We start from the raw sequence: 15,490 nt of genomic DNA on the forward strand, positions 1-15,490 counted from the left end.
CCTACGCGTGCGCCTCAGAATCCGACGTCTCAGCCATCAGGACACAGAATTCGTCACCGCCGAGTCTGGCGAGAACGTCAGTCTTCCGCAGACAGGACTTTGCGACACGAGCGAAATGAACCAGGCTTGCGTCGCCTCCCCTGTGTCCGAGCCGGTCGTTAACGGACTTGAAGTGATCGAGGTCCATTAGTAACAGGGCGTAGGGCCTGCCATTGCGAGCTGATCGTGCATTCTCAAATGTTAGCTGCTCATCGAACTTGCGCCGGTTCCATAATCCCGTAAGCGGATCTATATGGGCCAAAGCGGAAACCTCATCGCGCAGCCTCTCGATCGTCATCACCGCGAAGCCGAAGTTCCAGAGGACACCGCTGAATATGACGCTCAGCATTGATATGGATACGATAGCGGCCATAGCTATGACGGGCGGTTGACCAACCGCCAAGGCCACATTCATCGCCACGACAACGCTATGGCCTGCAAGTCCGATCCCGATCCCGATGCATGACATAATCGCTCCGGCCGCACGCGAGGAACGTTGCAGAAGAAACGCTATGCTTAGGACCATCGGGATCGACTGACCGATCGCATAAATGAGAGCACGCGCTTCGGCGCTTTCGTAGAGGGCGACCGTGAGCAACACGCATAAGACGGTTGCTGAGATGGCCAAGGTCCAGCCGCTTGTCACGTCGTAGAACCGGCGCAGGCCCAACCAGAACAGCCAGAATCCCAGAATGACCAGCCATTGCCGGCAGCCCCCGGTACGACCGGGATTGCAGCTGTATGCTGAAAGGGAAGTAGCAGACCGCCGAAGGCGGTGAGGGCGCATGCCGCGCACCAGATCCGAGCCGCATAAAACGATCGATATAGCCATCCGATCGTGGCCCAGATCGCCGCGAGCGAGATCGAGAGCAAAATGATCGTTATATAAAGTGTATAAAAATCCAGTACCACGACGAGAACACCATCCCGCTGACGCCGATCAAAATCGTAGTTGTGTAGGCCGGCGGTAATCGAATTTATGGAATTCGAATTCTCTCAATTATTGGAGAGAGGACTGTCACTGCAATCATAGCGGTAGATCAGGGTGTCGAATCGGTTAGTTCAGGATGCTGGCAAGCCTAAACCGACAAGCCGTCGTTATTTGAAACTCGTGCGTACAGGATAGAAAGCCAGACTAGGTTCCGGTCGTCAGAATCACGGCCGCCTCGGACGTCTGGGTCATATAGGTGAGCGTTTCTTGCAGATAGAGCGTTACCTCTTCGGCCGAGTGGCTGAGATAGCCAATTGAAATATCCTGGCCGAGATAAAGGTCGAAATCGCCGCCCCGCGTAGTCATAACGGCACCTCCCTTGATGGCTGGGCTCCAGACAATCTCCTTATCGACCAAACGCTGGATGTGCTTCAGCAGGGGATAGCCGTCCTCGCTGCCGCCGGTCAGTGCCGTATAGGGTTCGGCACCGAGCAGTAGCGCGTAGGGTCCGTTCACGCCCACGAGACGGAGTTGATTCACCGCCGCGGCAATGACCTCGGGGTAATTGTCGAGGTTATCCGGTAGCGCCATAGCGGGATTGCTGGATGTGTGCAGCATCCCTTCGATGCTGGCTTCACGGTAGCCTTCGAATACGACGTGATCTTCGGCGAAGGCAATTGTCTTGGCCGCGTTCTTGAGCGGCTGCCAGTCTGAATCGTTCGAACCGCGAGCCACATCGTCGATGGCGGCGCGGGTGAGCTGGAACGGCACTCTCAATTCGAGCAGCGGCTTCACATCGCGCCGGGAAACTTCAAGGCCTTCGCAGAAGGATGAGCCTTTGACGGTGTGCCCGGTCCCCACGGAAGAAAAGTCGAACCCGTTCGGTCCTTGAACGTCAACCATCCGCCGCGCACCGAGATAGCGCTTCAAGGTCCGCGTCGCTTCCTCTTCGATCTGTTCCCAAGCCTCGGTCGAGACTGGCGCCAGTTCGCGGTGAAGATTATTCATGTGTTTCATGCCTCGTGCTTCAGAGGTCCGATATTGAGTGAGCCGTCGGAATTGGGTGACGGCGAGGGTGCCGTGTTGGACTGTTCACTGCTCGTGGTGTCTAGAGCGGAAGGCGGAGTGCCTTCTGCCGTCACGCTGTCGAGAAATGTGATCGTGGGGCAGAAGAATAGTGAGCCGGTAATGGCGGTGCTGAAATCGAGCAGCCGGTCGTAATTGCCCGGTGGGTCCCCGACGAACATATTGTCGAGCATGCGCTCTGTACGACTCGGCGACCGCGCATAGCCGATAAAATAAGTGCCGTACTCGCCCTTACCGACTTCGCCGAACGGCATGTTATCGCGGACGATGTCGAGCTGATTGCCATTCTCGTCGTTGATCGAGGTCAACGCGTTATGTGCGTAAGACGGTTTCACGCTGTCCAACAGTTCGATATCGGAAAGCTTCTTGCGGCCGATGATATTCTCCTGCTGCTCGATCGGCACATCGTTCCATGCCTTCAGATCATGGAGGTACTTCTGCACGATGACGTAACTTGCGCCGGCAAAATCGGGATCCTCTTCGCCGATGAGCACTGCATCGAGACAGGGCTGTCCAGTTGGGTTCTCCGTACCGTCAACGAAGCCAATGAGGTCCCGATCGTCGAAGAATTTGAAGCCATGCGTCTCGTCGACGATGATGAGAGCGCTACCAAGCCGCGCCATGATCTGCGACGCGAGTTCAAAACAAAGGTCAGGTCGCTGCGCTCGGATATGAAAGAGGATGTCTCCGGGTGTCGAGGGGGCATGATGCACGCCATTGATCTCACGGAATCGGTGCAGCTCTTTGGGGATGGCGCGCCGAACAGGCGCTTCCAAGCGTCTGCACCGAAACCCGTAACACAGGAGAGATCGCCATCGAGATCGCGGAAGCCGACAGCCCGTACGATGCCAGAAAGGTCGCCGCAAAACGAGCGCAGGGTGGATGCCGCGCTGTCATCGTCGGCCAAAGTCCCAACGAGGAAGATTGCGGCGCGCGAGAGCCTCGCTGCAACTGCCTGGCTTTCAACTGAGTCCACAAGAACCGCTCCCCAACCGCAGGGACAGACGTTGTAGCTCGCTCCACGGTATCCTCTCAACCCCGAGCGGGCGAAGACGGTTTTCCCCTAGGGCGATCTGCTCTTTACGTCTCGAACCCCGCGAAGCCAAAGACCGAAATTGGTGATGAAGGTAAGAACTACCGTTGATCTGATGGACGTCTAAATTTTGCTCTTCGGGACGTCAATTGACATAATAATGATTATACGCAGATAAACTCTTGAAAGTAAAAGGTTTGTTCTTTCGTGTGTCGTGTATATTTATGTATTAGTTACAGAATTGTCCGTCACTCTGCCTGATTTCGAATAGTATATTGACGAATGCTTGATTTTCAGTCAAGTATTACTTTATGAAGATCGAAGCTGTCTCAAGGTCATCTGATGTGCAGCGAGAAGTTGCCGCAAGCAGCACCGAGCTGACTGAGCTTCAGGCGCTCTGTGCCGAGTATGCGGCATCCGGCAGCGAACTTGGTGAGGTCGCCTCGGAGATCTCTCGGATCAGTACTGAGCTCGGCCGGCTCTGCGCCATAGCCGATGATTTCCTCGCATCGTAAGGAGATGAGCTCCGGAGAGGATCAGCTCGAGCAGGCTCTTTTGACCCTTGGTCGGCAAGAGCTCGATTTGGAGATCCGCATAAGACGCCTGCAAGAACGTGCAAGGGAAGCTGGACGGAACGGCCGATTTGACGAGGCCGATAGAGCGTGGGGACTTCTGGAACGAACCCGAAGATCGTTGAGCGCGCTCCAATCCGATATCACCAATGTCGAACGCAAGCTCTACGGGCTGCGCTGGCGGCGCTAGGCGCTCCAACCACATCCGCTAAGTGGACGGTATGGATCAGGGAGGCGCGCGATAGGGTGATCGGCACCTCCGCAACGATGTCCGCTAGACCCGACCCTTCAGCCAGGCGACGGCTTCGGACGCTTGGCGGCGGCGGTGAAGATGGCGCGATTGTCGTGCTTCAGCAGCTCCAGCCAGCTTGAGAGATATTTGGAGTGGTCGGGCCGGGTGTCCTGGGTGACGCCAAGCTCGCTGCACAGGAAGGCGGAGCCGATCTCGGCGACCAGCTCCTCGGCCGCATAGGCCTTGGTGCCGAAGCGCTTGGCGAATTGGCGATCGAGACGGGATTTGCCACCGGTCCAGTGCACCAGCTCATGCAGCAAGACCGCATGATAAGCCTCGTGACGGGTCATGGTGTCGGTCCCGCAGAAGAGATTTTCATCGGGCATCTGGATGTGGTCGGTCGAGGGGCTGTAGAAGGCACGCTGTCCGCCATGCTCGATCCTGGCGCCGCTGGCGCCAACGAGCCTCTCGGCGGATCCGATCCGCTCTACGGGTCCAAGAGATGCAAGTGACGGTTCGGGAGACGGTATGGCGACTCCGTCAACCTGGTCGGCGTTGAAGACGGCCGAGGCTCGGGCGACGCGACGGCTGCCGTCATCGCTCTCGTCTTCAGGATCGGGATCTGCCCGATACTCCTTGTAGAAGATGACGGTGGCGGCTTTCTCGCCCTTGCGGACCTGAGCCCCCTTCTCGGCCCATTGGCGATAGGTCGCCCAGATCGGCGTGGTGAAGTGGCGGAGCTCGGCTGCCACCCACAGGGCGATGACGTTGATGCCGTTATAGGCGTTACCGGTCTGGGCGTTGACCGGCATGGAGAGCGGACCGGATGATTTGCGCCAGGGGAGCTGTGGTTCACCGGGATCGGCTTCGATGGCGGCGATGAGCTTCTCGGTGATTTCGGCGTGCAGGTCGCGCCGGCCGTTGGATTTTCTCGATATAGACATGACGTCGCTCCTTTCGCTTTCGGAGCCCGCCAGGCGGGGGCTCGAATGCCGGCGAAAGGCGACGGCGGCAGGCGGTCGTGGAACCGGGCCGAAGGCGCGGCGGCCCGGCGATAGCCGGAAGCCGAGGGCTTGCCCCTTGAAGCGGCCGCGCGCCGGCGCAAGGTCGGCATCCGTAAAGAGCCGCCCGGTAGGCGCATGAAACAGGAAAGGACGGAGTGACTGGTCGGGGAGAATCTACGGTCGTGTCAGGCGGGATGGCGTGAAGTCATTGGTGGTGGAGCTGCAGGCATCGCGGCCGAATTTCTAGAGACCGTGTGCAAGATCTTGTTACGACCCTTCTGAAGCAGCTCACGGGCCGGGCTCTGCGAGTGTAGTCTAATAGGTGCTTGGATCTGCTCAACGGAGTTTGATCACAGCGGAATCGCTTGATCGTAGGGGTTCGAATCCCACTCGGTCTCCTTTTGTTATCGACCTCACGATGTTACAGGGGTCAAATATTGGAGGCCAATGGCTATGGCTATGGCTCGGGCTGCCGCGAAGTCCAAAGTTTAGAGGGGCGGCGCATGGTTCATGGGAGGCTCGATCCTGACTTGCACCGGCCGCTCAGGATCGTGGTCGCAGCTGGGGACACGCCGATTCAGGACTGGATGCCACAGGTCGTGGAAAAGGCCGTGTCCGAGCACTGACCCAAGGTCGCCAAAGAGGGGGAATGATCGTGGCTGTCCAAGCTGCCGAGATACAGAGAACAACGGCCAAACCTGTGGCCGTCATCGTTCAGCAGGGCAAGCTCCTCGACTACATCGATGGCATAACCCAGCGCAACGAGACGCCCGAGGAGTATGTCAGGCAAGAGATCGCGAAGTCGCTTGTTCGCGAGTATGGATATGAGAAGCAAGAGATAGCGGTCGAGTTCATCCTTCGTCTCGGGTCACGTAAGCCAAGGGTTGACTTGGTGATATTCGACGAAAGCGAGCCACACGAACAAGACCGCGCCCGCGTCATCATCGAATGTAAATCGCAGAAGGTAAAATCCACCGACCGCAAAGAGGGTGTGGGTCAGTTGCAAAGCTACATGGCCGCATGCCCTAACGTCGCCTATGGGATGTGGACGAACGGCATCGAGCGATACTGCTATCGACGGGTCGATACCAATGGCAAGGTCGCGTTCGACGAAATTCCCGACATCCCCGGCAAGGGACGGACAGAGGATGAGGTCGAACGGCCGCGGTTCGACCAGTTGAAGGCCGCATCGTCGGACGCGCTGTTGTTCGCTTTCCGCCGTTGCCACAATTACATCGCCGGCAATCAGGGCCTCCAGAAGCCAGAGGCCTTCTGGGAGTTGCTGAAAATCATCTTCTGCAAAATTCACGACGAGCGCAGTTCTAACGAGGTAGAATTCTACGCTACTTCGAAGGAGCGCCACGGCTTGAATGGACGGCTGAAAGCGAAGAAGCGTGTCGATGGCTTGTTCGACGAAGTGAAGGCCGAGTATCCGACTATCTTTCGCGAGAACGAAGTCGTCGAGTTGAACCCTGAGGTTCTGGCCTACATCGTCAGCCAGTTGCAGATGTATTCGCTCCTTGAGAGCGACATCGATGTGAAGGGTCGAGCCTATGAGGAGATCGTCGGCTCGAACCTGCGAGGTGACAGGGGCGAGTTCTTCACGCCGCGCAACATCTGTCAGATGACCGTCGCCATGCTTGATCCCGGCGAGCGGCAAGTGATTCTCGATCCTGCCTGCGGCACTGGCGGCTTTCTAATCACCGCCATGAACTATGTGATCGAGAAGATTCGGGCTGCGGAAATCAGTAAGTGGGGAGATGTCGAGCGCGCAGAGATCGCGATCCGTCAGCGTGTCCAGCGGTTCGCGCAAAACTACGTCGTAGGGACGGACCTAAACCCGAACCTCGTCAAAGCCTCGAAGATGAACATGGTGATGAACAACGACGGGGCCGGCGGGTTGTTTCAGGCGAACTCGCTCAAGGCACCCGCCACATGGGATGAAGAGCTGCGGGACCGTCAAATTATTGGGCAAGTCGATCTCCTTTTCACCAATCCCCCCTTCGGCTCCAAGATTCCAATCGACGAACCGTCGATTTTGGAGGCCTATGACCTTGGACACATCTGGAACTATGAGCCGGATACCGACACGTGGACCAGGACGGACGCGGTGCAGAAATCGCAGCCGCCCGAGATCCTATTTATCGAACGATGCGTGAAATTCCTGAAACCAGGCACCGGGCGATGCGCAATCGTACTGCCGGATGGTATCCTCGGCTCGCCGGGGCTTGGCTATGTGCGCGAGTGGATTCTTCAAAATACGCGCGTGCTCGCCAGCATCGACCTGCATCCAGACACGTTTCAACCTCATGTCAGCGTGCAGACAAGCGTGCTGGTCTTGGAGCGTAAGACCGGTGAGCAAATCGCCGTCGAAACGGCTGCAGGTTGCCTGAACGACTATGAGGTTTTCATGGCCGTCGCGAACCACATCGGTCACGATAAGCGCGGCAATGTAACCTACGTACGCGATCGAAAAGGCAACGAGATAGTCGAGGAAGTCGAGGAAACGCTCAAAGAATACGAAGACGGCAAGCCGGTCTACAAGAAGCAGCGTACGCAGCGCAAAGTCATCGACGACAACACTCTCCAAATCGCACAGGCGTTCCGGTCATGGCTCTACGAGCGAGACTAACCCCGCCGCGCGAGACCAAGACGGATTGGCCTTGGCACAAGGTTAAGTCGTCCTCGCTTCGTGCGTCGCTTCTGTTCGGCGGTGGTCGTCGAATGGAGGCCGAAAATTTCCTCGCAGATGGCTTCGGCACGAGGCTGTCAGTCGAGTCGAAATCAGCTGGATGGACTCGGCTCGTCGAGGTCGCCCGCACATGGCAGCCCTCGCGGCTGAAAGGTATTCAAGTTAGCCCGCAGTTCGGGACACCGTTTCTCGCTGCCACACAAGTATATGATGCCCGCCCAGTCCCTAGGAAATGGCTTTCTCTGGCTCGAACCAACGATCATTTGGAACGCTTCGTTTCGGAAGGGACAATCCTACTTACTTGCTCTGGGAGCGTGGGCCGCGCGACTTTGGCAGATGCTACGATTGATAACACCTTAATCTCTCACGACCTTCTTCGTATTGAAGCCACCGATGATAGTTGGCGAGGCTGGATATACGCCTATCTGCGCGCGCCAGCTGTTCGCGAGATGATGAAAGCCGCGCAGTACGGGCACATAATCAAGCATCTAGAAACACATCACCTCGATGGACTTCCGATCCTTCGGCTTCGCCAGGAACTGAGGGCACCTTTTGAACAGACTGCGAAAGCCATCATCGCTGCACGGGATCGAGCACATCATCTCGAGCTCGATGCGGAAGCTGAATATTCGCGAGCAATTGGCGCGCTTTTAGATCAGAACTGGGAAGCTGGCGGCTTTTCGGCCCGTGCAAGTGACATCTTCGGGCGCGGTCGCCGTCTCGAAGGAAACTACCATAACCCGAGAGCACGCGCTGCAGAAGAAGCCGTACGGAATGGAGCGAAACGCCTCGAGAGGGTGGCCGATCTCGCCGAGCGTGTATTTGTTCCTGGGCGCTTCAAGCATATCTACGGTGACGAAGGGGCGCCGTATCTCGACAGTGCACAGATCTTAGAGGTCGCGCCGGACGTCGATAAAAGGGTGCTCTCCTTAAAGGGTGAGAAGCAGGCAGGATACTTTGTCGATGCTGGCACACTTCTGATCCCGTGCTCTGGCCAACTTCATGGGATCATTGGGAGCGTTGTCCTTGCGACGGGATGGCATGAAAATAAGGTTCTAACCAATCACATTCTGCGAATCATTCCTAAGCCAAAGGCAGCCATCCGCATCGGCTACTTGCAAATGGTACTCGGCCATCCTCAGCTAGGAAGGCCACGAGTTTTGAAAGGCGCCTTCGGGTCGAGCGTGCCTGAGCTAGGGCCAGACTATATCAAAAATCTTACTGTTCCACGAATTTCTGCTGGGATTGAGGATAGGATTGCCGACGCGATGGAAGAAGCCGCCCACCTCCGTGGCAAAGCTGACGAACTGGAAGAGAAGATTTCTGCAGAAGCCGAGGAGCATCTAAACCAGTTTCTCGGGGGAGACTTGGGTCACATTGAACCGAGTGTTGCCTCATCGCCCTCATTTTGAGATCTGCGGTATCGTCGAACCCATAAATTCACGTCGTCAGAGTTAGCAAAGGGAATATAGATGTAGCGACCTCGCCGGCCTCCGGCTCGGCTTTCTGTACTTCTGGGCGGACGCCTGAGCATCGGGCTCGGTGCCTGTGCCATCTGTGCCATTCTCAGCCGACGGCTCTTCTGGCGTTTCAATCGTCTGTTGCTACCTGAACTCTGACTGCAGCCTCTTCGGAATAGACTTCGGTCACGATCACGCTAACGCTTACTGCACGAGCCATACGCAAGCGCCCTGGACGACTTTTATTACACCCCCCAGTGTTCGCTGCAACATAGTGCGTAGAGCACACGCGGTAATAAAAAATTAGGAATTCTAGCGATGCATAGAGTGCATTTCCGTGCTTGAACGAACTTGTCGTTACGTTGGACGAGCCGACCTGCGGACCATAAGGCTTTCATCGACAGGCTGATCTATAGCTGATCTATAATTGTCGGTATTAGTAAATTGGTTCGTCCTCTTCATAGTCAATTTCGCCTGTGCGCTTCTCAAGCCACTCCTCGAACGCATTTCGCACCGTCCCAGCATCCTTATCAGTCGGGACGGCAGCGAGCAGCTCTTCGCGCCGTAGGATGTGCTTCGGATCATTCTGGCAGGTTTCCCGAACCTCGGTCTCGAACGCATCCTCCGCAACCAGTCGAGCTCCAGTTGAGCGATTGAGATCTGCCTTGAGCCGGTCGAGTAGCGTCTCCACGTCTTGGAGAGGTACATTCTCTCGCTTCCAGTCGCCCCATTTATAATACCAGACGGCACGCTGATATGCTTCCTTGGCGCGCCTCTCGGTACGCTTCAGCGTGACGACGTAGAGGGCTTGATTTTCGAGCACGGGTTGCGCCATGTCGACATCTCTGGTGGGCCGGCTCGGGGCAGTTGATTCCTCAGCCGTGACTTCCGCTGATTGGGAGGGAGCATCAGAAGATCGCTTCGGCGACTCCTTACCTTCCAGTCCGGCCCGTTCCACTTCGCGAAGGCGTTGGCGCATCGCCGGATCGGCATTGATGACGCTCAGTATGCGATCTCTCTCTTCGCTCGCCTGGCGAAACTTCTTTGCCAGCCGTGCAATGAAGCGGTCTCGCGTCGCCGGCATCCAGAACGCCATCCGCACCTTCGCCTCGTAGTCGGTGAGGCGTTTGCGTCGACGGTCGAGACGCTGCAGGCGGGCGATCGGATCCATCGTGTGTGTCCCCCATAGATTCCCAGGAAGCAGAAACTACCGAGTAATGTGGCACGGCCGCCCGAAGGCTTCTAGGGTGGGGGAATGAACGACGAGCCACGAGAGATCTGGGACGTCAGAAGGCTTGCTGCGCGCATCGAACAACGTTCGGTCCGAGACGATGCGGTGCCTGGGGTCGAGGATGTTCTGATGGCCTATGCTCGTTGGACGTCGTGGGAGGGGTCGTACGCGATCGCCGCAGCACAGGAAAAGGAACGCCTTGACCGTCTGCTGGATCAGCTTCCGCCGGAGCGCTGGGAGGATCTGAAGGAGCTCGTCGGCCAGGTAGACGACAGATTGCTTCTGGAGGTTATGCGCTATTCCTCCCAACGGGCTCTGGAGGAGAGCAAGCAGATGGTCCGTGACCTTGAGGCCTTGCGTGACGCCCCAGACCGGGATGCAAAAGAGAAACCGTCGGAGCCGGATAGTGACGAGAGTAATGAGCCCCGCATGTAGATGCCATTATGGAGAGATGGAGAAGCTGCCGTTTCTCCAGGCCTCCCATTCTCTCGTCAGACCTCAGCGCGACAGCTCGGTTTCGCTTTGTTTGGCGTACCGTTTCCGAGTCTGGTTTGCTTTCGGACCGGTGAGCGCCTGCGCTTCCTCGCGGCTGAGCGGATATTGCGTGGTGCCGTCCAGGAAGGGGCCGTAACGGCCGGCACGGTCCCAGAGGGAGCCCCGCACCTCTTTCTCGCCCGATCCGCGCTGCCATTTGAGCCAATAGAGTGGTCGACGGTCGTTCGCCTCGGCCTGTGGTGCGTCGAGCTCGCCTGCTTCCGGCTTCAGCGTCTTGGCGTTGTTCAGGCGGATGACGATGGTATTGGGATTGAGCTCGTAGGGGTTCCCTTCGATCTCACCCGTTTCGGGATCCACTCGCGCCGCCTCGGCGTCGCTCATGCGCGCGGCCGCAAGATGATCCTCCACACCCGCCCGCGTCGACAGAGGCCGGACCGGTCCTGCAAGGAACGGTTTGTCTCCCCTGCCGATATAATCCCAAACGGCAAATTCGAACTGCTCGTCGGGCTTTTCCGGCGACGAGATCGTCCCGCGGAATAGCGGCTGTCGGTCGTTGTCGCGACGCTCTTCCGGCGTCATTCGCTGATAGCGGGCGTCGTGGGGAAGGATGCGGACGAAGTTCGCCTTCACTTTTCCGGTAGGTTGCTGAACGGGTGTTTCCATGGACCTCTCTTTCCTTGATTGATGGTCCAGGGAATCGTGCGCGTCCTCTAAGGCGTCGGTCAACGACACTGCCTAAGGCGGCGGCAACAAAATTACGGCCGGCGCTCAGTTCGACGAGAGGAGATCGTTCTCAGATTTCTGTCTCGGGCTTCGGCGTGTCCTGCTCTACCTCATCGTCGGATGCGAAGGGGTGCGCGTTCGAAGTGCGTAGCTGCGGGACTTCGGGTGGTTCTTGAACGAGATAGCCGAGATCCTGGAAGGCGGGACGTCGCTCAAGAATGACTGGGTAATCCTCCGAGGCGAAGACGAAAGTCTTGTTGCGGAATTTCGGCCCCCGGATCTCGGCGGCCGTCGCGAGTGATCGGCGCTCGCCGGTGAAGAGGTTCTCGGTTTCGCCGAGCGTGCGTGCGATGTGCTCGGCAATCGACTCGTCCGGCTTCATATAACAGCGCACGCGAGCGTCTTCCGGAATCGCCCTCCCGGCTTCCAGCCCATAGGCGGTATAGAGCTGACGAAGGTTCTGCACGAACATCCAGAGCCGCAAGCCTGCGCTACGGCCCACCGCCTGCATCTGCAGTATGCTCTTGAAGTTGCCGAGTTGTGGGAGCTCATCGAGAAAGAAGGTGATCGGGGGCTCGCCTGGTGCCGCGACGTGGTCGAGCAGAATCCGCATGTGCTGATAGATCATCAGCCTCAGAAGAGGTGAAAAGCTCGGCAGATCGCTGGTTGAAACGTTGAGATAAAGCGTGGTGCCGGTCTCGCGACGGAAATCGAGCGGGTGCCAGTCGCTCGTGCGGGTGACCTCCTGCACGAAGCGTCGTTGACTGAAGGGCGCAAGATGGTTGCGCGCGATATCCAAGATGCTCTCGCCACGATTGCTGTGCAGTCCGATGCCCGCTCGGATGGCATCGGAGACGGCACGAAGATCGGGGATGTCGTGCTTATCGCCGAGCGCGCTCAGTAACTTCAATGCGGCTTCCGTGGACGAGGCCAGGGTGATCACCCCATCCTCCTTCGTGCCGATGGTGCTTATGTTGAGGCATTGTGCGAGATGGGCGAGATTGCGCAGGCTCTTCGGCGTGCTGATCGCGATCATGGTGGCGAAGGCCCAGAGAAAATTGCGGGCGCGGTTCTGCCAGTAGGGGTCTCTCGTGTCGGGATTATCCGAGATGATCTCGTAGCCGAATGCGTCGCAATCGGCGGTTGCCTGGGCCGGATCGTCGGAGATGAAGTCGAAAGGATTGTAGCGATGAGAGCGTTGGTCCTTGTCGGCCGGCGAGAAGCGGTAGACAGGCCCGAAATGGGCGGCACGATGGCCCGCCGTCTGCTCCCAAAGCTCGCCCTTCACATCCAGCACGATGGCGGAGCCAGGATAGGTCAGAAGGTTGCGGATCACTTGCGAAGTGGTCTTGTAAGAGCCCGGGCCACCGGCCGTAATGAGGCTCTCATTACCGTTGAAGTAAACCGGTCGCTGACTGGCGTCGTCGGTGAAACCCAACGTCAGCGAGGCCGGCGTCCAGTCCAGTGAGAGCGACGCCGCATTCTCCATGTCCTCCGGCGTCATCAGACGAGGCGCGGAGAAAGGTTCGGGAGTTGGCGCTGTCGGACGGGGCGTGGCCGAGGGTGTCGGTGGTATGGCGTGAGCAGGGGCCGCTAGTCTCCTGCTGACGGCTACGACGCGCCTTCCGGCCTGGGCGATGACCGCCTGATAAGGAGACAAGGTCTGTTGCAGCAACAGCTGGGCAAGGCCGTAGGCGTCATTGATCTTTGGGTGGCGCGCACCGAGGAATCGGGTTCGAGATAGGCGAAGTTGCCCTCACCCCAAGCGAGCCGGGCCACGAACGCTCGCCAGTCGTCAAGATCGAGCTCCTGCAGCATCAGCAGCCGGGCCATGCCACGTAGGGTTTCCTGCTCGCGGGTATCGAAGGTGACGGTAGGGCGGCGGATGGTGAATGCGCCCATCAGATTCGCGGCCTTACCGTGATTGACGGCATGGGTCACTTGCTTGGTGGCGAAGGTGCCAATCGTCATAAACAGATCAAGCGCAGAATCGATCTGCCCAGCGAACGAACTGCCGCCAGGCTTCGACGAAAATGCCTCCCAGATGGCCTGGCTCTTCTTGGGCGGTTCCGCATAGTTCTTGTTCAGAAAGTGGTCCAACTGACGCTTGGTCAGGAGCGACAGGAAATGGCCGAACGGAACGACGATTTCCTCGCTCGGCTCGCGCAGCATAAAGTCGATCGTCAGGAGGAGATGCTCGGGATCTTCGAATACTTCAGGGTAATACACGACCTGCGTTTCCCGTCGTGTCTGCGGTGCTGCAACTATCGCTCCGGTTCGAAACCATGCTCATCGTCAAGGTCATTGATGCGCGTCTTCCGAGGCTTCGTGAGCCGCTTGCCTGAGGCGTCTGTTCGCTCTTCGGAACTACCAAAGAGGGTCTTTGTAGCATCGACAACCAGCTGATCAACAGCGGCCTGGTAGTTCGCGAGTGCGTCCTCTGCCGCTTCGCGCTCGGCCACGGCCTTCGCCAGCTGGCTTTCATCGACCAATCCGATCCGATGAAGGCAATAGGCAAAATCGGCCGAGGCTGCCGCTTCCGCATAGGAGAGATAAGCGCCATAACCCTCCTCATCCTTCGAAAGGGCTGCCAAGGGCCAGGCGGCTGCATCCGCCGACTTCTCATGGTGCTCTTGTTGCCTTTGCAGCTCTGAATCGTCGATCAACTGTTGGCCATGCAACAGCTTGGCAAGTTCCGCTCGTGTATGGGCGGCACGAAGATTGGGCTCCAGGGATTCAGTCTCAACGCTCTCCCTGCGCCGAAAATCGGTTAGGCCTTCGCCGAAGCGTTCCTGCAGCTGCTTGAGACGCACATTCTTGCCAAACGCCGACAATTTATGCTCGGCGCCGTCGCCAATGAGCACCGCCCCTTGCCCCTTGGCCTCAAGACGCAGCCCAAGGGCAGTGAGGGCATCGTCGAGCTGGCTCCAACTGCTGGCACCGCGGTAGATCGCCATGAAGGCAGCCTGCATTTCATTCGAGAGAGTGTTGGGGCGCATGCGTTCGCCGAGCCGCCGGGAACGGTGATAGCCACCGCTTCTGAGTCGGCGTCTGGGAGCCTGGGCATAGAAGCGTTCCGGATCGTTGTGACGCCCCGGCACGTAGTCTCGTCCCATCTCCTCCGATTGGCGCCTAAGACTTTTCTCGATGCGGCGATAATCGTTCGACGTCCTCCAGGCGCGTCTGGTCTCAGGATGAACCCTATTGACCACGATATGGACGTGCCGGTGATCGGTGTCGTCATGGCCGATGTAGAGCGCCTGATAGTCCGACAGGCCGAGATCTTCGCATGTCGTGTCGGCGACCTGGCGCATGAGATCGTCCGATGGTGCTTCGTCCCGGTGCCAAGAGATGACATAGTGATAGACCGGCTTCTTGACGCGTTTCGAGAATGCGGCTGTCGCGCGCATCACGGCAGGTACCTTCTCAGGATCGTCGACCAACAGGTTGCGGAATTCGCACCAGGCCACGCGATCCGGATCGTGAGGTTTCTTGCGATCGCCGTGCAGTAGGTAGCGCACGAGGCCTTTGAAGCCTTTCCCCGGCCTGGGCACCTTGCCGATCATCCAAGCGCTCGCTCCAACGCCGAAATTGCTTTGCTCATCACGACCTGGTGCTGGTTGAGCATATAGATCACTTCAGCGCGGGAGATTGGCACCATGCCGGCATTGGCTTGACGCGCAAGCTGGTTGATGTTGGTGCCAAGCTTCTTGATCTGCATGGCGAGGGCATGCATTTCAGCCAGTTGGAGCATGGCTGCGTGATGGCGTGCAGTGCTGGGGCGATTCGTCTTCGCCGATCGATCTTCAAGTGTCGTCAGGACTGTCGCGCGGATATAGCCGGCAACGGTCTGCCCGGTGGCATTCGCCTGGCGCGCAAGGGCATCCACTTGCGCATCGGTGAACTGGACCTTGATGCGATTGGACAGGGGATCGGTCTTGGTGTGGCCACTCGCTGGCATCGGTCTTCGAGCCCTCCCGGCGTCTGAGGGA

General features: G+C 58.1%; 13 protein-coding genes and 1 pseudogene. 4 read left to right on the plus strand and 10 right to left on the minus strand.

Annotated elements, in window-relative coordinates:
* Position 1: 1 nt before the first annotated feature.
* The 3 genes and pseudogenes from A7A08_RS17215 to A7A08_RS14465 form a co-directional block, all read right to left on the minus strand.
* Positions 2-871: a GGDEF domain-containing protein gene (locus A7A08_RS17215; RefSeq protein ID WP_083226828.1), complete on the minus strand. Its 870-nt coding sequence runs from the start codon at positions 869-871 to the stop codon at positions 2-4.
* A 303-nt stretch (positions 872-1,174) separates the two neighbouring features.
* Positions 1,175-1,978: a family 1 encapsulin nanocompartment shell protein gene (locus tag A7A08_RS14460; RefSeq protein ID WP_069096181.1), complete on the minus strand. Its 804-nt coding sequence runs from the start codon at positions 1,976-1,978 to the stop codon at positions 1,175-1,177.
* Between the two features lie 5 nt (positions 1,979-1,983).
* Positions 1,984-3,032: pseudogene (locus A7A08_RS14465) on the minus strand (Dyp-type peroxidase).
* Positions 3,033-3,400: 368 nt separating this feature from the next.
* Between A7A08_RS14465 and A7A08_RS16385 the strand changes: the two are divergent.
* Positions 3,401-3,604, plus strand: coding sequence for a hypothetical protein (locus A7A08_RS16385; RefSeq protein WP_069096182.1), 204 nt, complete (start codon positions 3,401-3,403; stop codon positions 3,602-3,604).
* 345 nt (positions 3,605-3,949) lie between these two features.
* On the opposite strand, the gene A7A08_RS14480 is transcribed toward A7A08_RS16385, so the two are convergent.
* Positions 3,950-4,837, minus strand: coding sequence for an ArdC family protein (locus A7A08_RS14480; protein ID WP_069096184.1), 888 nt, complete (start codon positions 4,835-4,837; stop codon positions 3,950-3,952).
* A 709-nt stretch (positions 4,838-5,546) separates the two neighbouring features.
* On the opposite strand from A7A08_RS14480, the gene A7A08_RS14485 reads away from it, so the two are divergent.
* Both A7A08_RS14485 and A7A08_RS16065 read left to right on the plus strand, forming a co-directional pair.
* A complete protein-coding gene (locus A7A08_RS14485) occupies positions 5,547-7,529 on the plus strand; it encodes an N-6 DNA methylase (protein WP_083226829.1) in 1,983 nt (660 codons plus the stop codon).
* A 374-nt stretch (positions 7,530-7,903) separates the two neighbouring features.
* Complete coding sequence (locus tag A7A08_RS16065) at positions 7,904-9,001, plus strand: restriction endonuclease subunit S domain-containing protein (protein WP_141694023.1); 1,098 nt, start codon at positions 7,904-7,906, stop codon at positions 8,999-9,001.
* Between the two features lie 484 nt (positions 9,002-9,485).
* On the opposite strand, the gene A7A08_RS14495 is transcribed toward A7A08_RS16065, so the two are convergent.
* Entirely contained in the window at positions 9,486-10,220 is a 735-nt protein-coding gene (locus tag A7A08_RS14495; RefSeq protein WP_069096187.1) for a hypothetical protein, read from the minus strand.
* 84 nt (positions 10,221-10,304) lie between these two features.
* Here A7A08_RS14495 and A7A08_RS14500 point away from each other — a divergent pair, with 84 nt between their 5' ends.
* Complete coding sequence (locus A7A08_RS14500; protein ID WP_069096188.1) at positions 10,305-10,715, plus strand: hypothetical protein; 411 nt, start codon at positions 10,305-10,307, stop codon at positions 10,713-10,715.
* Positions 10,716-10,778: 63 nt separating this feature from the next.
* Here A7A08_RS14500 and A7A08_RS14505 read toward each other — a convergent pair whose 3' ends face one another.
* The 5 genes from A7A08_RS14505 to A7A08_RS14525 all read right to left on the minus strand — a co-directional run bounded on the left by A7A08_RS14505 (position 10,779) and on the right by A7A08_RS14525 (position 15,459).
* Positions 10,779-11,438: a hypothetical protein gene (locus A7A08_RS14505; RefSeq protein WP_141694024.1), complete on the minus strand. Its 660-nt coding sequence runs from the start codon at positions 11,436-11,438 to the stop codon at positions 10,779-10,781.
* A 130-nt stretch (positions 11,439-11,568) separates the two neighbouring features.
* Positions 11,569-13,002, minus strand: a complete 1,434-nt coding sequence (locus A7A08_RS14510; RefSeq protein ID WP_069096190.1) for a type IV secretory system conjugative DNA transfer family protein — start codon at positions 13,000-13,002, stop codon at positions 11,569-11,571.
* Between the two features lie 107 nt (positions 13,003-13,109).
* Positions 13,110-13,670 (minus strand): hypothetical protein, encoded by a 561-nt coding sequence (locus A7A08_RS14515; RefSeq protein ID WP_141694025.1) that lies wholly within the window; start codon positions 13,668-13,670, stop codon positions 13,110-13,112.
* 92 nt (positions 13,671-13,762) lie between these two features.
* Complete coding sequence (locus A7A08_RS14520; RefSeq protein WP_069096192.1) at positions 13,763-15,064, minus strand: relaxase/mobilization nuclease domain-containing protein; 1,302 nt, start codon at positions 15,062-15,064, stop codon at positions 13,763-13,765.
* Positions 15,061-15,459: a plasmid mobilization protein gene (locus tag A7A08_RS14525; RefSeq protein ID WP_069096193.1), complete on the minus strand. Its 399-nt coding sequence runs from the start codon at positions 15,457-15,459 to the stop codon at positions 15,061-15,063. The genes A7A08_RS14520 and A7A08_RS14525 overlap by 4 nt, the downstream gene beginning before the upstream one ends.
* Positions 15,460-15,490: the final 31 nt, after the last annotated feature.

Origin of the sequence: Methyloligella halotolerans (assembly GCF_001708935.1) — a bacterium.
Lineage (GTDB): Bacteria > Pseudomonadota > Alphaproteobacteria > Rhizobiales > Methyloligellaceae > Methyloligella > Methyloligella halotolerans.